The sequence below is a fragment of the Streptomyces sp. NPDC001594 genome (genome assembly GCF_042893675.1).
Lineage (GTDB): Bacteria > Actinomycetota > Actinomycetes > Streptomycetales > Streptomycetaceae > Streptomyces.
In genome coordinates, this window is record NZ_JBIAVB010000007.1 from 313,711 (window position 1) to 335,336 (window position 21,626).

The window sequence follows — 21,626 nt, forward strand, 5'->3', positions numbered from 1 at the left end:
GGCACGTCACCCCGCTGCTCCCCCGACCCCTCGCCTGGAGGCCCCGCGATGCCCTCGACCGCCCCTACCGCCTCCGCCGTCCTGGACGGCGGCCCGGCGCCCAGGTCGGCGCCCCGCGTCCTGGACCGGATCGCCGGGCAGGACGCCGAGCGGGTCGCCCTGGTCCACGGCGACCGGCGGATGACGTACGGTCAGCTGGCCCTCGCCGTGGCGCTGCGCGCCGACGAGCTGGCCGCCCTGGGTGCCGGGCCGGGGCGGCTGGTGGCCGTGCGGCGGCCCCGGGGCATCGAGGCCGTGGTGGGCCTGCTCGCGGTGCTGCGGACGGGCGCCGCCTACCTGCCCCTGGACCCGGCCGCCCCGGCCGCCCGCACCGCTGCCGTCCTCGCCGACTGCACCGGCTCCGCGCAGCCGGAGGTCCCCGAGGGGGAGACCGTGCTGCCCGGGCCGGGCGTCGGCCCGGACGACGCGTACGTGATCTACACCTCGGGCTCCACCGGCACCCCGAACGGCGTGGTCGTCGGGCAGGACGCGCTGGCCCACTTCACCGCCGGGGCCACCGAGGTCTACCGGATCACCGCCGGGGACCGGGTGCTGCAGTTCGCGCCGCTGCACTTCGACGCGAGCGTCGAGGAGGTGTTCTGCACCCTGGGCGCCGGCGCCACCCTGGTCCTGCGCGAGGACGAGATGCTGGACGTGCCCGGTCTGCTGGCGGGCTGCGCCGCCCACGGGATCACCGTGCTGGACCTGCCCACCGCCTACTGGCACGAGCTGGCGCACGCGGTGTCCGCCGGGCTCGCCGAGCTCCCGCCCTCCCTGCGGACCGTGATCATCGGCGGGGAGGCGGCGCTGCCCGAGCGGGTGGCGCGGTGGGCGGCGGTCGTGGACCCGGAGCGGGTCCGGCTGCTGAACACGTACGGGCCCACCGAGGCCACCGTGGTCGCCACCGTCGCGGACCTCTCCCGGTACGCGGGCGGCCCGGTCCCCATCGGCGCCCCCCTGCCGGGCGTGCGGGCCGCCGTGGTCGACGGCGAACTGTGGCTGCTCGGCGGCGGGCTGGCCCGCGGCTACCTGGGGCGGCCGGAGCTGACGGAGCGCCGGTTCGCCCGGCTCGGCGGCGAGCGCACCTACCGCACCGGCGACCTGGTGCGGGTGCGCGAGGACGGCCTGCTGGGCTTCGAGGGCCGCGCCGACGACGAGGTGAAGATCAACGGGCACCGGGTGGACCCGGCCTCCGTGGAATCGGTGCTCTCCGGGCACCCCGCCGTCCGCGAGGCGGCCGTGGTCGCCGTGGCGGCGCCCGGCGGCGGCAGGCGGCTGGCCGCCTTCGTCGTCGCCGGCCCCGGCACCGACGGGCCCGCCCTGCGCGAGCACACCCGGCTGGCGCTGCCCGCCGCGGCCGTGCCCGGCAGCTTCGAGCTGGTGCCGGCCCTGCCCCGGACCTCCTCCGGGAAGATCGACCGCAAGGCCCTGAGGGCGGCGGCGGAGCGGACCGCGCCCACCGCGCCCGGCGCCCCGGACCCGGCGTACGACGTGTTCACCGGGGAGCCGCTGGCCGCCGAGGAGCGGGTGCCGCTGTCGTACGCGCAGCGCCGTCTGTGGTTCCTCGCCGGACTCGAAGGCCCTTCCGCCACCTACCACCTGCCGCTGGTGCTGCGCCTCGACGAGGTCCCCGACGCGGACGCGCTGGCCGCCGCCCTCGCCGACCTGGTGGAGCGGCACGAGGTGCTGCGCACCGTGTACCCGGCCGTGGCCGGGGAGCCCTACCAGCACGTCCTGGAGGCGCCGCCGGTCCCGCTGGAGGTGCGCCGCCCCGCCCCGGGAGCCCTCGACGCGGACGTGGCCCGGTTCACCGCGGGCACGTTCGACCTGGCCGCCCAACTCCCGCTGCGCGCCGCCCTGTTCCTCACGGGGGACGAGCCCGGCAGAGAGCCCGGCGAGGAACCCGGCGGAGAGCCCGCCGCCACCCTGGCGCTGCTGACCCACCACATCGCCACCGACGGCTGGTCGGTGGGCCCGCTGCTCGCCGACCTCGGCGCCGCCTACGCGGCCCGCCGCGCGGGCGCCGCGCCCGACTGGGAGGACCTGCCGGTCCAGTACGCCGACTACACCCTGTGGCAGCAGGACCTCCTCGCGGACCCGGCGGCCCTGCTGGCGCACTGGACCGCCGCCCTGGACGGCATGCCGACCGTGCTCGACCTGCCCGCGGACCGGCCGTACCCGGCCGAGCCCACCGGCACCGGCGCGACGCTCACCGCCCGCCTCGGCCCGGAGGCGCTGCGCCGGCTGGCGGCGCTCGGCGAGGACCGGGGCGCGAGCCTGCTCATGGTGCTCCAGCCCGCCCTCGCCCTGGCCCTGGCGGCGGCCGGGGCCGGGGAGGACATCGCCGTGGGCACCCCCGTCGCGGGCCGCGGCGACGAGGCCCTCGACGCACTGGTGGGATTCTTCGTCAACACGCTGGTGCTGCGCACCGACGTGGCCGGCCCCGCCACGTACGCCGAACTCGTCGACCGGGCCCGGGAGACGGACCTCACCGCCTACGCCCACCAGGACCTGCCCTTCGACCTGCTGGTCGAGCACCTCTCCCCCGAACGCGGCCTCGCCGTCAACCCGTTCTTCCAGGTCATGCTCACCGCCCAGGAGGAGGACGGCTCCGGCCTGCGCGCCGCCGGCCAGCTGGCCGGGACCTTCGCCGAACCGGGCCTGGAGGCCGCCAAGTTCGACCTCAGCGCCTCCTGCGTGGCGCTGCCCGGCGACGGCGGGCTCCAGGTGTGGTGGCAGTACGCGGCCGACCGCTTCGAACCGGAGACCGCCCGGCTGCTGCTGGACCTGTTCGTGCGCGCCCTGGAGCGGGCCGCCGCCGATCCGCACGCCGTCACCGACGCCCGGGCCCTGCTCACCGACCGGGAGGCGGAGCGGATCGCCGACCTGCGCGCCGGGCTGGCCCGCGCCGAGGAGGAGCGGCGCGCCGAGGCGGCCCGGGAGGCCGCCGGCACCGGCCCCGCCGCCGGGCAGGAGGCCGCCGTCACCCTGCTGCGGAGCCTGTTCGCCGAGGTGATCGGGGTGGAGGCGGTCGGCCCGGACGACAACTTCTTCTCCGTGGGCGGGCACTCCATGTCCGGGGTGCGCCTGGTCAACCGGATCCGCGCCGCCCTCGGCACGGAGGCCCGGATCCGCGACCTGTTCCTCGCTCCCACCCCCGCCCTGCTGGCCGCCCGCCTGCTGCGCGCCACCGTCCCCTCCGGGCGCCCCGGACCGGCACCCGTACCGGAGGCGCTGCGGCCCGAGCGGATGCCGCTGTCGTACGCGCAGCGGCGGCTGTGGTTCGTGGACCAGCTGGAGGGCCCGAGCCGTTCGTACACCATCCCCTTCGCCCTGCGCCTGGACCGGCCGCTGGACCCGGCGGTGCTCGCCGACGCCCTCGCGGACGTCGCGGACCGGCACGAGGTGCTGCGCACCGTCTACCCGGCGGTGGAGGGCGAGCCGTACCAGCGGGTGCTGACCGGCTCGGCCGCCCGGCCCGTGCTGGAGACGGTGTCCTGCCCGGCCGGGGAGGTCGCGGACGCCGTGGACGCGGCCGCGGGCCGGGTCTTCGACCTGGCCACCGACCTGCCGGTACGGGCCGCGCTGATCACCCCGGAGGGCACCGGCCCGGCCGGCCCCGGCCAGGTCCTGGTGCTGGTGGTGCACCACATCGCCGCCGACGGCTGGTCCACCGGCCCGCTGCTGTCCGACCTGTCCGGGGCCTACGCGGCCCGGGCCGCGGGCACCGCCCCCGGCTGGCGGCCGCTGCCCGTGCAGTACGCCGACTACACCCTGTGGGAGCGGGCGGCGCTGAGCGGGGAGGCCGCCGAGGAGCACGTGGGGTTCTGGCGGGAGGCCCTGGCGGGCGCCCCCGAGGTGCTGGAGCCCACCCCGGCCCGGACCCGGCCCGCGGACGCCTCCCGGCGCGGCGCGGCCGTACCGGTGGCCCTGGACGCCGGGGTCCACGCCCGGCTGGAGGAACTGGCCCTGGCGCACGGCGCCTCCCTGTTCATGGTGGTGCAGGCGGCCGTCGCGGCCCTGCTGACCCGGCACGGGGCCGGCACCGACCTGCCGCTGGGCACGGTGGTCGCGGGCCGCGACGACGAGAGCCTGTCGGACCTGGTGGGCTTCTTCGTCAACACGCTGGTGCTGCGCTGCGACACCTCCGGCGACCCGGCCTTCGCCGAGCTGCTGGACCGGGTCCGCGCCACCGACCTGGCGGCCTTCGCCCACCAGGAGCTGCCCTTCGACCTGCTGGTGGAGCGTCTCAACCCGGCGCGTTCCACGGGCCGCCACCCGCTGGTGCAGACGGTGGTGCAAGTCCACCCGGCCGAGCCGCAGACCCCGCCGGGAGCCGCGCTGACCGGCACCCCGCTGGGCACCGAGTCGGGGTTCACCAAGTTCGACCTGACGGTCTCCCTGCGCGAGGCCCGGACCCCGGACGGGGCGGTTGACGGCCTGGCGGGCGTGCTGGAGTACGCCACCGACCTGTACGACGCGGAGACCGCCGCGATGCTCGCCGTCCACCTGGAGCGGATCCTGCGCGCGGCGGCCGAGGAGCCGACGCGGCGCATCGGGGACCTGCCGCTGCTCTCCGCCGAGGAGGAACACCGGCTGCTGGTCGGGTACAACGACACCGCCGTCCCGCGGGCCGCCCCCGGCCTGGTCCACGAGCGGTTCTCCGAGCAGGCCCGACGCACCCCGGACCGGACGGCGCTGTCCTTCGGCGCGGAGCGGGTGGGCTACGCCGAGCTGGACGCCCGCGCCAACGCGCTCGCGCACCGCCTGATCGCGGCCGGGGTGGCCCGCGAGGACGCCGTGGGCGTGCTCATGGACCGCACCCCGCTGCTGCTGGTGGCGGCGCTCGCGGTGCTCAAGTGCGGGGCGGCGTACGTGCCGCTGGACCCGCGGCTCCCCGAGGCCCGGGTCCGCATGATCCGCGAGGACACCGGGGCACGGGTGCTGCTCACCCAGGCCGAGCACCTGGGCTCGGCGGCGGCGGTGCAGGAGGCCGCGGCGGGGGTGCTGGTGCTGGCCGCGGACGCGGCGGGCGGCGACCCCGGCGGGGACGTGGGCTGGGAGTCCCGCACCGCCGACCCGGGCGTCGAGGTGGGCGAGGACGCCCTGATGTACGTGATGTTCACCTCGGGCTCCACGGGCCGCCCCAAGGGGGTCGGGGTCACCCACCGCAACGTCACCGAGCTGGTGACGGACCGCTGCTGGGACCTGGACCACCACCGGCGGATGCTGGTGCACTCGGCGATCGGCTTCGACGCCTCCACCTACGAGCTGTGGGTGCCGCTGCTGGGCGGCGGGGAGCTGGTGGTCTGCCCCGGGGACGGCACCGACCTGGCGGAGATCGACGAGACGGTCCGCAGCCAGGGCGTGACCGCCGCCTACTTCACGATGGGCCTGTTCCACATCATGGCCGACGAGGGCCTGGACACCCTCAAGCTGCTGGACGAGGTGTGGACGGGCGGGGACGTGGCCTCGCCCAGCGCCCTCCAGCGGGTCCTCAGCCACTGCCCGGACACCGTGCTGGTGCACAGCTACGGCCCCACCGAGACCACCTTCGCCTCGCACTGGCAGCGCTTCTCCACCGGGCAGCGGACCGTGCACGGGGTGTACCTGGGGGCCGCCCTGGACAACACCCGGGTGTACGTCCTGGACGAGCGGCTGCGGCCGGTGCCGCGGGGCGTGGCCGGGGAGATGTACATCGCTGGCAGCCAGGTGGCGCGCGGCTACCTGGGGCGGCCCGGGCTCACCGCGGAGCGCTTCCTGCCGGACCCGTTCGGCGCGGACGGCGGCCGGATGTACCGCACCGGCGACCTGGTCCACTGGACCGCCGGGGGCGAACTGCGGTTCCTGGGACGGGCGGACGGGCAGGTCAAGCTCCGCGGGTTCCGTATCGAGCCGGGCGAGATCGAGGCCACGCTGGCCCGCCACCCCGGGGTCGGGCAGGTCGCGGTGGTGGTCTTCGAGGAGGGCCCCGGCGGCAAGCGGCTGGTGGCGTACGCCGTGCCGCGGGCCGGACACGGGCTCACCGCGGAGGGCCTGCTGCGGTGGGCCGCGGACGAACTGCCCGAGCACATGGTGCCTTCGGCGGCGGTGCTGCTGGACGCCATCCCGCTGACCGTCAACGGCAAGCCGGACCGCCGGGCGCTGCCCGCGCCCGCCCCGGCGGAGCGTACCGCCGGCCGGGCCCCGCGCACCCCGCGCGAGGAGCTGCTGTGCGGGCTGTTCTCCGAGGTGCTGGGGGTGCCCGAGGTCGGCATCGACGACAACTTCTTCACCCTGGGCGGGCATTCACTGCTCGGCGTGCGGCTGATCAGCCGGATGCGGGCGGTGCTGGGCCTGGAGCTGGGCGTGCGGGACCTGTTCCGGACGCCGACGGTGGCGGGGCTGCTCGGGGACGAGCCCACCGGCTTCGACCCGATGGGCGTGGTGCTGCCGCTGAACGCGAAGGGCAGCCGGAACCCGCTGTTCTGCATCCACCCGGGTACGGGCGTCGGCTGGACCTACGCCGGCCTCACCCGCCACCTGGGCCCGGACCAGCCGCTGTACGCCATCCAGGCGCGGGCGCTGAGCGAGCTGGGGCACTCCCCGGAGTCGGTGGAGGAGATGGTGGCGGACTACCTGCCGCTGATCCGCGAGGTCCAGCCGCACGGTCCGTACCGCTTCCTGGGCTGGTCCTTCGGCGGGACCGTCGCCCACGCCCTGGCGGTGCGCCTGGCCGAACTGGGCGAACGCACCGAGCTGTTGGCCATGATGGACGTGCACCTGCTGCCGACGGAGCCCGAGCGGCGCCGGATGACCCCGGCCCAGAAGCGGGACATGCTGGTCGGCGACGCCTCGGACGAGCCCGAGGACGCGCCCTTCGACGTGGACGCCCTGATCGGCCTGGTCCGGCTCAAGGACCCGGTGCTCGGCGCCTTCGCCGACGAGGAGATCCGCTCGGTGATCGGCGCCTCCATCAATCACGCCGAAATCATGAACCTCTATTCCCCGCAGCCCGTGAAAACGGACATGCTGTTCCTCGGAGCCCTGGAGGACGGGGAAACGGAGAACACCCTCGCACAGCACTGGATCCCCTATGTCGACGGCACCGTGGAAAACCACTTGATCGGAGTTCCGCACACCAGAATGGGTGAACCGGAACCGCTTTCCCTGATCGGCCGTATCCTTTCCGAGAAACTGAGGAGCCTGTCATGAGCAACCCCTTCGACGACACCGAGGGCACCTTCCACGTCGTGGTGAACGCCGAGGGCCAGCACGCCCTGTGGCCCGTGTTCGCGGATGTTCCCGCAGGCTGGGACGTGGTCTGGGGGCCGGGCGGGCACGCCGGCGCGCTGGCCTACGTGGAGCGGAACTGGACCGACATCCGCCCGCTGAGCCTCGTGGCCCAGTACTCCTGAAACGGCCCGGGAAATCCCCGGGAGAACAGAACACCGGAAGGCCGTGTCCCGCATACCTGCGGGACACGGCCTTCCGCATGCCCGGAAACAGCATTTCTTTTGTTCCCCTCATACTGCCGCCGGAACTTCCCCTCGGAAGGCCCGGCGGTTCCTATATTTCTGAGCATGCGACGACGGAATGTGAACATCCTGCTGACGGGTACGGCCTCGGATTCCCATACCTGGAACCTCGTCTGCCTCCAGCTGTTCCTGGAGGAGCTCGGATATCCGGTCCGCAACCTCGGGCCGTGCGTCACCGACGAGCTGCTGACCGCGGCCTGTGCCGCGGACCGGCCGGACCTCGTGGTCGTCAGCAGCGTCAACGGACACGGCTACCGCGACGGGCTGGGCGCGGTGCGCGCCCTGCGCGGGGCCGGCCTGCGCACCCCCGTCGTCGTCGGCGGCAAGCTGAGCACCGCCGGCCGGCCCGACCCGGTGCAGCGCGGACGGCTGCTGGACGCGGGCTGCGCGGCCGTGTTCGACGACGGGGACACCGGCGCCCTGCGCGCCTGGCTGGACACCGCCTTCGGCCGGCGGGCCGTCGCGTGAGCGCCGCCGCCACGCGCCCCGCCGCGCAGGCCGCCCCGGCCTCCCCCACGGCCGCACCGCACCCCTCCTTCGGCGGGTTCGTCGCCGCCGCGGCGGCCGCGGGCCGGCTGGTGGTCCAGCCCCGGATGGGCTTCGGGGACCCCGCCCTGATGCGCGAGGGCCTGTCCCGCACCCGGGGGGCCGTCGCGACCACCGTCGGCACCCTGACCATCGACAGCTACACCCGCGTCGGGGACCTGGCCGGCGCCCGCGCGGCCCTGGACGAGGGGGCCCGCCTCAACGGCTACCCCATCGCCGGCCACCCCGCCGCCGTCACCCGGGACCTGCTCGACGGGGTCCGGGACGCCTCCTTCCCGGTGCAGGTCCGGCACGGCTCCTCCCGCCCGGAGGCCATCATCCGGGCCGCGGCGGCGGCCGGGCTGGACGCCACCGAGGGCGGCCCCGTCTCGTACTGCCTGCCCTACGGCCGCACCCCGCTCGCGGAGTCCGTGGACAACTGGGCCCGCGGCTGCGAGCTGCTTGCCGAGCTGGCGCCCGCCCCGCGCAGGCCGCACCTGGAGACCTTCGGGGGCTGCATGCTCGGCCAGCTCTGCCCGCCGGGCCTGCTCGTGGCCCTCAGCCTGCTGGAGGCGGTGTTCTTCGTCCGGCACGGCATCCGCAGCGTCTCCCTGAGCTACGCCCAGCAGACCCATCCCGGGCAGGACGCCGAGGCGGTCCGCGCGCTGCGCCGGCTGGCGGCGGAGTTCCTGCCCGCGGAGGTGGACCGGCACGTGGTGCTGTACACGTACATGGGCGTCTTCCCGCACACCGAACGGGGCGCCACCCGGCTCCTGGAGGACTCCGCGCAGCTCGCGGTCCGGGCCGGGGCGCAGCGCCTGATCGTCAAGACCACCGCGGAAGCGCACCGCATCCCCTCGGTCCGGGAGAACGTACGGGCCCTGGAGACGGCCGCCGCCGCGGCCGCCCTGGCCGGGCGGCCCGCGGGGGCCGGTCCGGGCCCGGAGCAGGCGGACGGGGAGGTGTACCGCGAGGCCCGGGCCTTCGTGGAGGCCGTCCTGGAGCTCTCCGACGACCCGGGGCGGGCCCTGCGCGCGGCCTTCGCGCGGGGCGTGCTGGACGTCCCGTTCTGCCTGCACCCCGACAACGCGGGCCGCAGCCGCAGCTTCCTCGACCCGTCCGGGCGGCTGCGCTGGTCCGACACCGGCGCCATGCCGGTGGTCCCGTACCTCTCCCCGGCCGGGCGGACCCCGTTGACCTCGGACGGACTGCTACGGGCCCTGTACGCGGTGGCCGCCCGCTACGACGGCCCGCACGGCCCGCACGCCCCGGTCCCGCCCGCCCCGGCCCGGAACGCTCGGGAGCGGGACGCCGTCACCGCCGCGAGCCCCTCGTGACCCCGCCCGCCCCGCCGTCTTCCCCATCCCTCGCACAAGGAGTCGACATGGACCTGGACCTCACCACCCCGCCCCCGCTGGGCGAACACCTGGCCTCACCGCGGCTGCGGTCCGCGATGCTGGTCCAGCAGGAAGCCCTGTACGCGGCACGGGAGTTCCTGCGCGGCGAGGGGTTCACGGAGCTGCTGCCGCCGCTGGTGGGCCCGGTCACCGACCCCGGCGGCCGCGGGGCGAAGGCCCTGGACGTGGACTACTACGGCCGCCCGTACAAGCTGATGACCAGCGCGATCCTGTACAAGCAGGCCTCCCTGAAGGGCTTCCCGCGGCTGTTCTACATCGCCCCGAACGTGCGGGTGGAGCCCCCGGAGACGGCCGCCACGGGGCGGCACCTGGTGGAGTTCCACCAGGTCGACGTGGAGATGGCCGGGGGGAGCCGCGAGGACGTCCAGGAGATCGCCGCCGGGCTCCTCACCCACGTGGTGGAGCACGTGTGGGCGGCCGTCCCCGAGGTGCTGCGCGAACTGGGCCGTGACGAACTGGACTTCGCCGAGCTGCGCGCCGGCAAGTTCGACGTCCACACCCACGGGGAGGTGGTGGGCCGGCTGATCGCCGAGGGCCACCCGCAGAGCCCCGACGCCGAGATCGACTGGGCGGGCGAACGGATCCTCTCCCTCGCCGCCGACCGGCCCTTCTTCGTGGACGACTACCCCAAGGGCTCGCGCGGGTTCTACGACCGCGAGGACCCCGAACGCCCGGGAGTGCTGCGCAACTTCGACCTGCTGGCGCACGGCGGCTACGGGGAGATCGTCAGCGGCAGCGAACGCGAGTCGGACTACGCCACCCTCGTGACCCGGATGCGGGAGAGCGGGGAGAACCCCGCCAAGTACGCCTGGTACCTGGACCTGGCCCGCGAGGGCATCTCCCCCAGCGCCGGCTTCGGCATGGGCCTCCAGCGCCTGGTGCGCTTCCTCACCGGCCTGGACGCCCTGTGGCAGGTCAGCGCCTACCCGAAGCTCCCGGGGGTGATCGCGCCGTGAGCTCCCTGCACGCGGACGGCTTCCCCGAGCGGGAGGTACGGGCCCGGGCCCGCGCCGGCACCGCCGAGGTGTTCCCCGCCGCCGACGGCTACGGCGACGGCGGCGAGCTCTACGGCGCGGGCGGCCCGCCCGTCACGGCGGCCCCCGGCGGGCGGCTCCCGCAGGGGCCGGACACCCTGGACCGGCTGCGGATCGTACCGCCGGTGTTCATGCCCCGGCGGCTGGAGAAGCTCATCGAACTCGGCCGCGAACCCGGCTACGAGGACGTGGAACTCGGCGGCACCACCGGCGGGTTCACCACCCGGCTCCCCCTGTACCTGTCGGCCTTCGGCTCCACCCGCGCGGGCAGCGGGGACCTGGCCCTCGCCGCCACCCGGCAGGCCGCCCGGCTCGGGCTGCCCATGGTCATCGGCGAGAACATGGTCCCGGTGCACGGCTACCGCCGCGGCGAGGGCGACGGCGTCCGCTCCGCCCTGCTGGAACGCATCGCCGTCTACGCGCAGACCGTCCCCGACGGCCTCGGCGGAGTCGTCGTCCAGCAGTCCACCGAGGACGCCGACTCCGAGGTGTGGAACCTCCTCTACAGCGACCCCGGCACCCGCGCCCTGCGCGACTCCGGACGGCTCGGCTTCGAACTGAAGGTGGGCCAGGGCGCCAAGCCCGGCCTCGGCGGGATGACCGTGGTGGGCGCGGAGGAAGCCGGGCGCCTCGCCGGGCAGTTCGCCGTCCGCGACGTGTTCGGCGACCCGGACCGGTGGCTGCGCTGCGCCACCCCCGGCACCTTCACCGAGGAGATCGTCCGCCAGCAACTGCGGTTCATGCGGAACAACTTCCCGCTGGCCCGGACCTGGGTGAAGTTCCACCCGGGCCGCGACATCGGCCGGGCCGCGGCCACCGCCTGGGCCGCCGGCGCCGACGCCGTCACCGTCGACGGCGCCGAAGGCGGCACCGGCTGGGCCCCCCGGGTCTTCCTCGACCAGGTGGGCCTGCCGCTCGGCGAATGCCTGCGCCGGATCGGCACCCCGGCCGGGGACCTGCTGGCCACCGGCCGGATGTGGGAGGGCGGCCGGGCGGTACGCGCCCTCGCCCTCGGCGCCCGCGCCGTCGGCCTGGGCCGGGCGGCCCTGGTCGCCGTGGACGAGGACCCCGGGCACGGGCTGGAACGCCTCGTCGAGGCCCTCGCCCTGGAACTGCGGCTGCTGGTCAGCGCCCTCGGCAAGTACCGCACCGCCGACCTGGACCCGGCCGACCTATGGGACCCCGCCGCCCCCGAACCCACACCCGAGCCCGCCGCCGCGCCCGCACCCGCACCCGCACCCGCACCCGCACCCGCACCCGCACCCGCACCCGCACCCGCACCCGAGCATGCGCCCGCGCCCGCCGGGGGCCGGCCGTGAAGCGGGCCGCACCGGGTCCGGCCCGGCCGCGCCGCGCCCTGGTCCGCGCCCGGTTCCGGCCGGCCGGACCCGACGGCCCGCCCGTGCTCACCGTCCGCCCCGGACCGGGCTCCGGCCCCGCCGCGGCGGCCGCCGCCCGCGCCCTCGCCGAGGCGGGACACGGCCACCTCGGCGGACACCTGGAACTGCGCGCCTACGGACCGGCGCCCCGCCCGCGGGACGCCGCCGCCGCGGCCCGCCGGGCGGTGCACCGGGCCCTCGCCGCCTGACCGGCCCCGCCCCCGACCTCCCTCCAGCTCCTCCCAGAGAACGGGTACTCCACCCATGACCACCACCGACACCACCCTCCCCACCCCCGGCTCCGCCGCACCGCAGCGGCCGCCGGTCCCCTGGGGCCGCGTCGCCTCCCTCGTCAGCGGGCAGGCCGCCGTCCAGCTCGGCAGCTTCGCCCTGCTCATCGCGATGAACTGGACCGCCGTCGAGATCGGCGGGACCGGCGCCGTCACCCTGCTCATGCTCGCCGCCACCGTGCCCCGGGCCCTGATGCTGATCTTCGGCGGGGCCTTCGCCGACACCCTCGGGCCCCGGTTCGTCCTGCTGCGCACCACCAGCGCCCGCGTGGCGGTCCTCGCCGCCGGCGCCGTCGTCGTCGCCGGCACCCACACCCTGTGGCCGCTGGTGGCGATCGCCCTCGTCGAAGGGGTGCTGCTGGGCCTGGCCGGACCCGCCTCGGGCGTCCTGCTGCCGATGTTCGCCCGCGGGGACCAGCTCGCCCGCGCCAACTCCCTCTACGCGATGGTCCTGCGGGTCGCCCCCATCCTCGGCGCGCCCGCCGGAGCCTTCCTGATCACCGTCGGCGAACTGTGGGTGGCCCTGGCCGTCGCGGCCCTCACCGGCGCCGTCTGGCTCGGCTGCCTCCTCCACGTCACCCACGGCTTCACGAGGCCCGAGCCGGAGCCCGGCGTCTCCCTGGTCAAGCGCTCCGGAGACGGCTTCCGGCTCCTCGCCCGCCACCCCCGGCTGTGCTGGATGTTCATCGCCTCGCTCTGCCTGGACCTCGCCTTCTCCTGGCCCGCCGAGGTCGCCCTGCCCCTGCTGGTCTCCGAGCGGGGCTGGGGCGTCGGCGCGGTCGGCGTGGTCCTCGCCGCGTTCAGCGTCGGGGCCCTCGGCTCCAGCGCCCTCGGTGCCGCCCTCGCGCACCGCATCCCCATGTACGTCCGTCTCGTCGTCACCGGCGCCGGGCTGGCCGCGGGCATCCTGGTCATGGCCCTCATGCCCTCCGTGGTCTCCCTGACGGCCGTCGCCGCAGCCGTCGGCCTGCTCTCCGGCCTCAACGGGCCCGCCATCGTCACCCTCTACCAGCAGTCCGCGCCCGAGGAGCGGATGGGCGCCGCGATGTCCACCCTGTCCCTCGCCGGCATCGGCACCGCCCCCCTGTCCATCGCCGTCTTCAGCTCCCTCTCCCTGTGGCTCGGCGTCCAGACCACCTGGCTGATCTGCGGGGCCATCGCCTTCGTCTCCCCGGTCGCCGCCGTCCTCGCCCTGCGCCACCCGGCCCACGCCGAGGAGCCCGCCGCGGGCGCCGCCGCGGGCGCCGCCGACGCCGCCGACCTGCCCGTGCCCGCCGCCGCCTGAAGGGGACCCCGATGACCGTCATGTCCGCCCTGACCGTCCCCCGGCTGCTGGTCCCGCAGCGGCTGACCGACCCCGACCCCGACCCGGGCCCGGGCGACCGGGGAGGCACCTCCGGTGCCCGGCCCGCCCCGGGGCCCGAGGTGTGGCTGGTGGAGACCTCGGAGTACCGCGACCACGCCCACCGCCGGGCCGCCGCCACCCTGGACGCCCAGGAGCTCACCCGGGCCGCCGAGTTCGTCCGGAACTCCGACCGCGACTCCTACGTCTGCGCCCACGTGGCCCTGCGCCGCCTGCTCGGCGCCTACCTGGGCCTGTCCCCCCGCGAGGTCACCGTGGAGCGCGCCCCCTGCGCCCACTGCGACGAACCCCACGGACGGCCCGTCCTGCCCGGCGGCACCCTCCACTTCTCCCTCTCCCACGGGGCGGGCCTGAGCCTGCTGGCCTTCGCCACCGCCCCCGTCGGCGTGGACGTGGAGGAACTGGTCCCGGCCGCCACCATCGCGGAGACCGCCTCCGTCCTGCACCCCCGGGAAGCCGCCGAACTCGCCCTGCTGCCCGCCGCGGACCGCCCCCTGGCCTTCACCCGGGTCTGGACCCGCAAGGAGGCCTACCTCAAGGGCCTGGGCGTAGGCCTCTCCGCCGACCCGTCCGCCGACTACGTAGGCTCCGGCCCCACCCCCGCCCCCGTCCCCGGCTGGTCCCTAGTCGACGTAGCGGTCCCCCAGGGCCACCACGCCGCAGTAGCCCTCCACACCCCCTGACCCACCCGGCCCCCCGCCCCCGCCCCCCAGGGCCCGGGACGGGGGGCCGGCGCATGCCCGGGGGCGGGTGGTCTCGGAGACTCGGCGCGCCTCGACCGCCTCCGGAGTCTGTCGTAGCCTCGTGTAGTTGATCTCTTCACCCAGACGGGGGCGGCATGACGACGTGGCTTCTGGCGTGTAACCCGGACGTGTTCAAGCTCGGCAGGCTCCGCGAGGACGGCCATCCTCTCCATTCCTGGAGCGTCGGCCGGTACTTGGGGGACCTGGCCGCCGGCGATCGGTTCGTCATGTGGGTCACCGGGACCGGCGGCGGTCTCGTCGGCCGGGGCCGAATCTCGGGCGCCCCGACGAAGCAGCCCGGTAGCCCCGTCGAGTACTGGCAGGAGGACCCCGGGGACCGTTGGTACGCCCCATTGGTCATGGACGAGTGGCTCAAGCAGCCGATCCCTCGGCAGCGCTTCAAGGAAGACGCACGCTTCCAGGAGAAGTCTCCGCTCGCCACATTGTTCGCCGCGAACCCCCACAAGGTCACCGCGGAGCAGTGGGCCGCCTTCGAAGAAGCCTTCGCGAACGTGCGCGACGAGGGCGTCGGGCCGAGCTGGCACCTTCAGCCCGGGCAGAGCATCAAGCGCAAGGCGCTGCACGACCGGTACGGCGGCAGTCGACAGGGCGGCATCAGCAAGTGCGCGAAATCCGCCAACGTGCTGCTCTTCACCGACCCGAAGACGGGTCACCAGCACGGCTACTACGACGAGTGGGCCGAGGACGGGACCTTCCACTACACCGGCGACGGCCAGAAGGGTCCGCAGAGCTTCGACACCCTGGGCAACTCGTCCACTCGGGACCACGTCAGCCTTGGGCTCTCGCTCCGACTGTTCGAGGGCTCGCGCGGCACCGTCCGGTACGTCGGCGAGTTCGCGGTGAACCCGGACGAGCCGTACTCATGGGCGATGGCACCGGAGACCGGCGGAGGGCCGCTCCGAAAGGTCATCCGGTTCCACCTGGTACAGGTGGGCAGCACGACGCAGCCACCCAGCGTCCCGGTCGGATGCGCATACCGCGTGGCAGACGAATCGGTCGAGCCGGCACCTGCCCAGCCCGCCCTCTCCGACATCGAACTCGTGGTGAGGAATCTCACGACCCACCGCAAGCTGCAGAACGACCTGGCTGCGGCCGCCAGGATCGGGGGGTTGGACGTGTTTTCTCCGGGTGTCGCAGACCCCGACTTCGACCTCGGGTGGCGGCTGACTGAAGATGACTTGACCGTGTGTGAGGTCAAGTCGCTGACCCCGGCCAATGAAACGCGGCAACTACGCGCCGGCATCGGGCAGCTGCTCGACTACCAGGACAGGCTCGCGGACCGGGTGAACTCCGTGCGTGCCGTGTTGTGGGTCGAACGGGAGCCGACGGAAGCGCGCTGGCTCGCTCTCTGCGAGCGAGTGGGAATCACCCTCGCCTGGCCCGGTCGTGAGGACGACGTGTTGGGCTGAGCCGTATCCACCTGCGGGCCGCCGTCCCTGCCGAGAGCCAGAGGCGGCGGGCCCGACCGCACGGACCCCTGTCGCCGGGCCCGTACGAGCGCGACTACGCCCGGCCCGTGATGGTCAGGGTCACCGGGCCGCCCTGGGGGTCCACCCGGGTCGTCCAGTGGGTCGGGAGGGGGAGGGAGTGGGTGGGGGTGAGGGGGGTCCAGGGGCGGTGGTGCCAGAGGGGGCGGTTGTTCTGGTGGAGGTGCAGGGTGGGGGCCGTCAGGGGCTTTGCGGTGCGCAGGAGGAGGGGGCCCCGGGCCGGGAGGGTGAGGTGGGTCGGGGTGGTCCAGGCGAGCGGGGGGCGGACCAGGAGGGGTGGGCCGGGGGTGGGCCAGGGGGTGCCCGACAGGTGGGCCAGGAGGGGGGTCGCGGCTGCGGCGCCCTCGGCGGCGGCGGTGGCGGCGGGCTCGATGGCGTGGAGGGCGTTGCCGACGGCGAAGACCCCGGGGGTGACAGTGCGGAAGGCGGAGTCCACGGCGGGGCCGCGGGTGCCGGGGGCCAGGGGGACGCCGCCGCGGCGGGCCAGGTCGTGCTCGGGGATCCAGTCGCCGGTGAAGACCACCGTGTCGCAGGCGAGGAACCCCGACCGGCCGTCCTGGTGGCGGACGGCCACGCCCGAGAGCCGGCCCCGGCCGTGCAGTTCCGTCACCGTGGTGCGGGTGAGGAGGGGGATGCCGGGGAGGGCGGTGGCGCGGGGGTGTTCCGTGAGCATCGCCACCACCTCCGTGCCGGTGCGGCGGAGGGTGCGGGCCGCGTGGCGGGCCACCGGTTCGGCTCCGATCAGGACGGCCCGGCGGCCGATGGGGCGGGTCGAGGAGGGTGGGAGCGAGCGTTGGAGTTCGCCCGTGGTGAAGACGCCCGCGGGGCGGGTTCCCGGGATCAGGCGGGCGCTGCGGGGGCGTTCGCGGGCGCCCGTGGCGAGGACGACGGCCCGGGCGGTGATCCGTTCCAGGCCCGACGGGCTCGTGGTCTCCAGGGTCAGCGGTCCGGCCCAGCCGGTGGCGGTCACGCCGGTGCGGAGCGCGGCCCCGGCGGCCAGGGCGGCGTCCACCGAGCGCCGTGCGTAGGCCGGGCCGGTGAGCCAGGGGAGCGGGGGGCTGCCGAAGCCGCCGTGGTGGCAGTGGCGGGGGACGCCGCCCGGTTCGTCCTCGCGTTCCAGGACCTCGACCCGGCCGGCCCCGGCGCGGGCGGCGCGGGCGGCGAGGGCGAGTCCGGCGGGGCCCGCGCCGACGACGAGGACGTCCACGGTCCGGTCCACGCCGTCGGGACTGGCCCAGCCGTGGGGAGGGGCCGAGCCGTGGGGAGGGGCCGAGCCGTCGGGGCGGGCCGTGCCGGCCGGGTGGTTCAGGTGCGCCGTGCGGTGAGGCGCGTCGTGCGGGCGGTCGCTGTCGTCCGGGGCGTCCGTGTGGTTCACCGGTGGGGCTCCTCGGAGTCGAGCAGGGCGCGGACGGCCGCGCCGCAGTGGAAGCCCTGGCAGCGGCCCGCCCGGGCCCGGGTGCGGCGGCGCAGGGCCTCGGGGGAGGCGGGCGGGATGGTGGAGGCGAGGGCGTCGCGGATCTCGCCGCGGGTCACGCGCTCGCAGTGGCAGACGATCCGCCCGTACTCCGGGTCCGCCGCGATCAGCGCGGCGTCGCGGTAGGGGCGGGGGAACGCCTCCCCCAGGTTCGGCATCCGCACCGGCTCGGGGTCGCGGGCGCCGGTGACGGGCAGGCCGCCTTCGGCGAGGAGTTCCAGCACGTGCTCCGCGATCGCCATCGAGGCCGTCAGGCCGGTCGAGCGGATGCCGCCGACGGTGACGTACCGCTGGGCGGGGTGGGCGCGGATGGCGTAGTCCTCGGACCCGGTGGCGGCCCGCAGGCCCGCGTAGACGGCGGTGACCTCCTCGTCGAGGAGCGCGGGCAGGATCCGCCGGCCCTTCTCCCGGAGCAGGGCGATGCCCTCGGCGGTCGAGCCGGTGGCGGTCTTGTCGTCCAGGTCCTCGGCGGTCGGCCCGAGCATCACCTTGCCGTGCACGGTCGGGGTCACCAGGACCCCCTTGCCGAGCGCGGTCGGGACCGGCAGCAGGATGTGGCGTACGAGGTCCCGCGCCAGTTCGTCGAAGACGATCAGCTGGCCGCGCCGGGGGGTCACGGTGAAGTCCTCGTGGCCGAGGAGGCGGTCGATGCGGTCCGCGTGCAGTCCGGCCGCGTTGACCAGGTGCCGGGTGCGCAGCGGCCCGCGCCCGGTGTGCAGGACGTGGGGGCGGCCCGGGGTGACGGACTCGACGCGGCAGTTCAGGTGCAGGTCGACGCCGGTGCGGACCGCCTGGGTCGCGTAGGCGAGGGTGGTGGTCCAGGGGCAGACGACCGACTCCCCCGGCACCTCCAGGGCGCCCAGTACACCGGGCCCGAGGTGGGGTTCGCGGGCCCGTACCTCCTCGGGCGGGAGGAGGCGGGTGTCGTGGTACGCGTTGCGCCGCGCCTTGGCGGCGAGGCCGGGGAGGGCGGCCAGCTGGTCGGCGTCCCAGGCCACGAGGAGGGCCCCGAGCGGTTCGACGGGGATGCCGCTCTCGGCGGCGTACGCGGCGAGCAGCCGGCTGCCCTCGCGCACGAGGCGGGACTCCAGGGAGCCGGGTACCGCGTCGAAACCGGTGTGCAGGATGGCGGTGTTGGCCTTGGAGGTGCCGTCGCCGACGTCGTCGCGGGCTTCGACGAGGGCGGTCCGCAGCGGGAGCCGGGCCAGTGCGCGGGCGATGGCGGAGCCGACCACGCCGGCGCCGACGACCGTGACGTCGTACTCCCCGCCGGGCAGGGCGCCCCGCCGGGTGACGCTCATGCCGGGCCGTCGAGCAGGGCCGCGACGGCCGTGCGGAACCGTGCGCGGCGCTCGGCGGCCTCGTCCGCGCCGGCCCTGGGCTCGTAGACGGCGGAGGGCTTCCAGTCGGGTACGGCGTCGCGGACGGTGAGGGAGCGGTCGAGGCCGAGCCGGGCGACGGCGCCGGCGCCGAGGGCGGTGGCGTCCGGCAGGGCGGACACCTCGACGGGGATCCCGAGCAGATCGGCCTGGGCCTGCATGAGCAGGGCGGAACGGGTCAGCCCGCCGTCGACGCGCAGGGTGGTGAGCGGGGTGCCGAGGTCCGCCGCGGCGGCGTCGGCGAGTTCGGCGACCTGGGCGGCGATGCCGTCGCACAGGGCGCGGACGAGGTGGCCGGCGGTGGTGCCGAGGCCGAGGCCGGTGACGGAGCCGCGCAGGTCGCCCCGCCACCAGGGAGCGGCGAGCCCGGCGAGGGCGGGGACGAAGGTGACGCCGCCGGAGTCGGGGACGCTCGCGCCCACGGTGTCGATGTCCTCGGCGCCGGAGATCACTCCGAGGTCGGTGAGCCAGCGCACGGCGGAAGCGGCCGTGTACACCTGCCCGTCGAGGCAGTAGCTGGTGCGTCCGGCGATCCGCCAGGCCACGCAGCCGACCAGTCCGGCGGAGCTGCGGCGGGGCTCGGGCCCGGTCTGGGCGAGCAGGAACGCCCCTGTGCCGTAGGTGCACTTGGCGGCGCCGGGCTCGGTGACGCTCTGGGCGAGGAGGGCGGCCTGCTGGTCGACGAGCAGTCCGGTCAGCGGTAGTTCGGGGCCGAAGGCGGAGGTCGTGCCGACGGGGGTGTCGGCGTCGACGATCGCCGGCAGCGCTTCGCCGTCGAGTCCGAAGGCTTCGAGGGCGGGCCGCGACCAGGCGACGGTGTCCAGGTCGAGCAGCTGCGTCCGGCCGGCGGTCGCCGCGTCGGTGACGAACGCGCCGGTGAGGCGGTGCACCAGCCAGGCGTCGCTGGTCGTGACGACGCCCCGCCGGGTCTGGTGGCGGCGTATCCAGGCCATCTTGGGGGCGGCGAAGTAGGGGTCGAGCGGCAGACCGGTGCGTTCCCTCAGCAGGTCGGCGTGCGGGGCGAGTTCGGCGCAGAGTCCGGCGGCGCGGCGGTCCTGCCAGACGATGGCGTCGGTCAGCGGCTCGCCGTCGGCCGGGTCCCAGGCGAGCACGGTCTCGCCCTGGTTGGCCAGGCCCACCGCCACCACCGGTTCGCCGGCGTCCGCCAGGGCGGCCCGTCCGGCGTCGACCACCGATCGCAGCAGGTCACGCGGGTCCACCTCGACCCGGCCGTCCGGCAGGTAGCGGGGGCGCACGGGGGCGGAGGCGGAGCCGATGACTCCGCGGTCGGGGCACAGGACGAGGGCCTTGGTTCCCGAGGTGCCTTGGTCAACTGCGAGCACCGGGCCCGTCATCACGACTCCGTCCGCGTTCCGGCAGGTCAATGGAATGTCGGTCGGAAGCCTTCCCCAGCGGCCGGGCGCCCGTCAAGATCCGTCCGGCGGCCCGAGGATGCATTTGACGCCACATCACGACCCTTTCTTGGCTTGAAACTTACCTTCGAAAAAGTTTCCGGGTGCGGACGGCCGGACTCGCCTTATAGTGATCGCCGATCAACGGTCGGTAAGGGCGCCGTCCGTGGGTCAACGGCGGGGGTTCGCCGAACAGTTCGCGCATGGTTCACGCATCCCCGTACCTCCATGCGATCCGAGGACCCCGATGACCCCCATGACCCCCGTGACCACGATGACGACGAGACGAGCCCGGACCGGCCGTACCGCGCCCGGGACGAGGTGATGGCCGGCAGCGATTTCCGGCCCGTCTACCACCCCGCCGGCCGCGACGACGACCTGCGCGCCGCCGTCCAGGACCTGCGCACCGGGCGCTGGCTGTCGATGGCCCGGCTGCTGGAGCGCACGGAGGGCTGGGGGCTGTGGACCCAGCGCACCCAGGTCCTCGCCGCGGTCGCCGCCGGCTCCGACGTGGTCCTGGCGTGGCGGGCCGAGCAGCCCACCAGCCCCGCCGCGGCCGTGATGCACACCCGGGTCTCCGTCGAGCGCGCGGTCCGCGCCCACCGCGCGGGCCATCCCCGTACGCACGAGCTGTGGCAGGAGGCCTGGCAGTCCTGCCGGAACACCGCCGCGATCAGCCCGGCCGACCCCGTGCCCTGGATCTGCCTGCTCGCCCTCGCCCTGCTCGACGGGCACCGCCAGATGGAGGAGCACCGGCTGCCGCCGCCGGGCCCGATGCTGCCGCCGGGCCCCTGGGGGATCCTCGCGCAGGCCGACGAGCGGGACCCGTACAACCGCGAGGCCTACCACCGGATGCTGCAGTTCGTGCAGACGAGCACGGCCGGCGCGCGTTCCGAGGCCGTCAACTTCGCCCGATGGGCGGCCGGTACGGCCCCGCACGGGTCGGCCGTCCACCTCCTGCCGCTCTACGTCCACGTCGAGCGGTACCGCCGCGAGGGCGGCCACGAGCGGGCGCTGGACCTGCACTGGGTCGCGGAGGACGCCATCCGCGACGCGGTGCACGCCCTCGACGCCTGGTTCGCGTACGCCGACCCGGCGTACGCCTCCCCGCTCGACCTGAACCACCTCGCCCACGCCCTGTACGGCGCCCACCGGTTCGGCGACGCCGCCCGGGTCTTCGAGGCGATGGGCGGCTACTGGTCCATCGCACCGTGGGCCCAGCGCACCCGCGACCCCGCGGACCAGGCCCTGGCCGAGGAGGTCTTCCTGCGCGCCAGGTCCCGGAGCCTGGACGACCGGAGCTGACCGGCCGGACCCGAGCGGCCGGAGCCGACCGGCCGGAGCCGACCGGCCGCGCTGCCCCGCCGCAGCACCCCCGCCGCCGCGCCCCCATGCGGCGGCCCCGCACGCAACACCCCCCGCACAACCCCGCTCTCCCCTCCCCCGTCCCCGTGTCTTGACCCCCTCGGAGGTACCCCCGTGTCCCGCACCACGCCGGCAGCCCGCCCGGACCACCAGTCCCCACCCGTCAAGGACGAGGAGGAG

14 protein-coding genes are annotated in these 21,626 nt (G+C 75.6%); 11 read left to right on the top strand and 3 right to left on the bottom strand.

What is annotated here, in order from left to right:
- The first annotated feature begins 48 nt into the window (after nt 1–48).
- The 10 genes from ACFY0O_RS17165 (at nt 49) to ACFY0O_RS17210 (ending at nt 15,738) form a co-directional block, all read left to right on the top strand.
- A complete protein-coding gene (locus tag ACFY0O_RS17165; protein ID WP_388947484.1) occupies nt 49–7,233 on the top strand; it encodes an amino acid adenylation domain-containing protein in 7,185 nt (2,394 codons plus the stop codon).
- On the top strand, nt 7,230–7,436 hold the full coding sequence (locus ACFY0O_RS17170; RefSeq protein WP_388947485.1) for an MbtH family protein: 207 nt from the start codon (nt 7,230–7,232) through the stop codon (nt 7,434–7,436). The genes ACFY0O_RS17165 and ACFY0O_RS17170 overlap by 4 nt, the downstream gene beginning before the upstream one ends.
- A gap of 165 nt (nt 7,437–7,601) precedes the next feature.
- Nucleotides 7,602–8,024, top strand: coding sequence for a cobalamin B12-binding domain-containing protein (locus ACFY0O_RS17175; protein ID WP_388947486.1), 423 nt, complete (start codon nt 7,602–7,604; stop codon nt 8,022–8,024).
- Entirely contained in the window at nt 8,021–9,418 is a 1,398-nt protein-coding gene (locus ACFY0O_RS17180; RefSeq protein WP_388947487.1) for a methylaspartate mutase, read from the top strand. Before ACFY0O_RS17175 ends, ACFY0O_RS17180 begins: the two co-directional genes overlap by 4 nt.
- Nucleotides 9,419–9,465: 47 nt before the next feature.
- Nucleotides 9,466–10,455, top strand: a complete 990-nt coding sequence (locus ACFY0O_RS17185) for an asparagine synthetase A (protein ID WP_388947488.1) — start codon at nt 9,466–9,468, stop codon at nt 10,453–10,455.
- Nucleotides 10,452–11,852 carry a glutamate synthase-related protein gene (locus ACFY0O_RS17190; RefSeq protein ID WP_388947489.1) on the top strand — a complete coding sequence of 467 codons (1,401 nt, stop codon included), beginning with the start codon at nt 10,452–10,454 and terminating at the stop codon, nt 11,850–11,852. Before ACFY0O_RS17185 ends, ACFY0O_RS17190 begins: the two co-directional genes overlap by 4 nt.
- A complete protein-coding gene (locus tag ACFY0O_RS17195) occupies nt 11,849–12,121 on the top strand; it encodes a hypothetical protein (RefSeq protein WP_388947490.1) in 273 nt (90 codons plus the stop codon). Before ACFY0O_RS17190 ends, ACFY0O_RS17195 begins: the two co-directional genes overlap by 4 nt.
- Before the next feature lie 55 nt (nt 12,122–12,176).
- On the top strand, nt 12,177–13,487 hold the full coding sequence (locus ACFY0O_RS17200) for an MFS transporter (protein ID WP_388947491.1): 1,311 nt from the start codon (nt 12,177–12,179) through the stop codon (nt 13,485–13,487).
- An 11-nt stretch (nt 13,488–13,498) separates the two neighbouring features.
- The gene (locus ACFY0O_RS17205) at nt 13,499–14,248 is read left to right on the top strand and encodes a 4'-phosphopantetheinyl transferase family protein (protein WP_388947492.1); all 750 of its coding nucleotides are present in this window, start codon (nt 13,499–13,501) and stop codon (nt 14,246–14,248) included.
- Between the two features lie 188 nt (nt 14,249–14,436).
- Nucleotides 14,437–15,738, top strand: coding sequence for a hypothetical protein (locus ACFY0O_RS17210; RefSeq protein WP_388947493.1), 1,302 nt, complete (start codon nt 14,437–14,439; stop codon nt 15,736–15,738).
- A gap of 94 nt (nt 15,739–15,832) precedes the next feature.
- Here the strand turns inward: ACFY0O_RS17210 and ACFY0O_RS17215 are convergent, their stop codons facing one another.
- From ACFY0O_RS17215 to ACFY0O_RS17225, 3 genes are all read right to left on the bottom strand, one after another.
- Nucleotides 15,833–17,035: an NAD(P)/FAD-dependent oxidoreductase gene (locus tag ACFY0O_RS17215; RefSeq protein WP_388947535.1), complete on the bottom strand. Its 1,203-nt coding sequence runs from the start codon at nt 17,033–17,035 to the stop codon at nt 15,833–15,835.
- A gap of 152 nt (nt 17,036–17,187) precedes the next feature.
- Nucleotides 17,188–18,591, bottom strand: a complete 1,404-nt coding sequence (locus ACFY0O_RS17220; protein ID WP_388947494.1) for an FAD-dependent oxidoreductase — start codon at nt 18,589–18,591, stop codon at nt 17,188–17,190.
- A complete protein-coding gene (locus tag ACFY0O_RS17225; protein WP_388947495.1) occupies nt 18,588–20,024 on the bottom strand; it encodes an FGGY family carbohydrate kinase in 1,437 nt (478 codons plus the stop codon). Before ACFY0O_RS17225 ends, ACFY0O_RS17220 begins: the two co-directional genes overlap by 4 nt.
- 381 nt (nt 20,025–20,405) lie before the next feature.
- On the opposite strand from ACFY0O_RS17225, the gene ACFY0O_RS17230 reads away from it, so the two are divergent.
- Entirely contained in the window at nt 20,406–21,386 is a 981-nt protein-coding gene (locus ACFY0O_RS17230) for a hypothetical protein (protein ID WP_388947536.1), read from the top strand.
- The last annotated feature ends 240 nt before the right edge of the window (nt 21,387–21,626 follow it).

Excerpts from the sequence above, each read along its gene's own strand:
- ACFY0O_RS17165 (WP_388947484.1), top strand. The coding sequence starts at position 49 with ATGCCCTCGACCGCCCCTACCGCCTCCGCCGTCCTGGACGGCGGCCCG.
- ACFY0O_RS17170 (WP_388947485.1), top strand. The coding sequence starts at position 7,230 with ATGAGCAACCCCTTCGACGACACCGAGGGCACCTTCCACGTCGTGGTG.
- ACFY0O_RS17175 (WP_388947486.1), top strand. The coding sequence starts at position 7,602 with ATGCGACGACGGAATGTGAACATCCTGCTGACGGGTACGGCCTCGGAT.
- ACFY0O_RS17185 (WP_388947488.1), top strand. The coding sequence starts at position 9,466 with ATGGACCTGGACCTCACCACCCCGCCCCCGCTGGGCGAACACCTGGCC.
- ACFY0O_RS17200 (WP_388947491.1), top strand. The coding sequence starts at position 12,177 with ATGACCACCACCGACACCACCCTCCCCACCCCCGGCTCCGCCGCACCG.
- ACFY0O_RS17205 (WP_388947492.1), top strand. The coding sequence starts at position 13,499 with ATGACCGTCATGTCCGCCCTGACCGTCCCCCGGCTGCTGGTCCCGCAG.
- ACFY0O_RS17220 (WP_388947494.1), bottom strand. The coding sequence starts at position 18,591 with ATGAGCGTCACCCGGCGGGGCGCCCTGCCCGGCGGGGAGTACGACGTC.
- ACFY0O_RS17225 (WP_388947495.1), bottom strand. The coding sequence starts at position 20,024 with ATGACGGGCCCGGTGCTCGCAGTTGACCAAGGCACCTCGGGAACCAAG.
- ACFY0O_RS17230 (WP_388947536.1), top strand. The coding sequence starts at position 20,406 with ATGGCCGGCAGCGATTTCCGGCCCGTCTACCACCCCGCCGGCCGCGAC.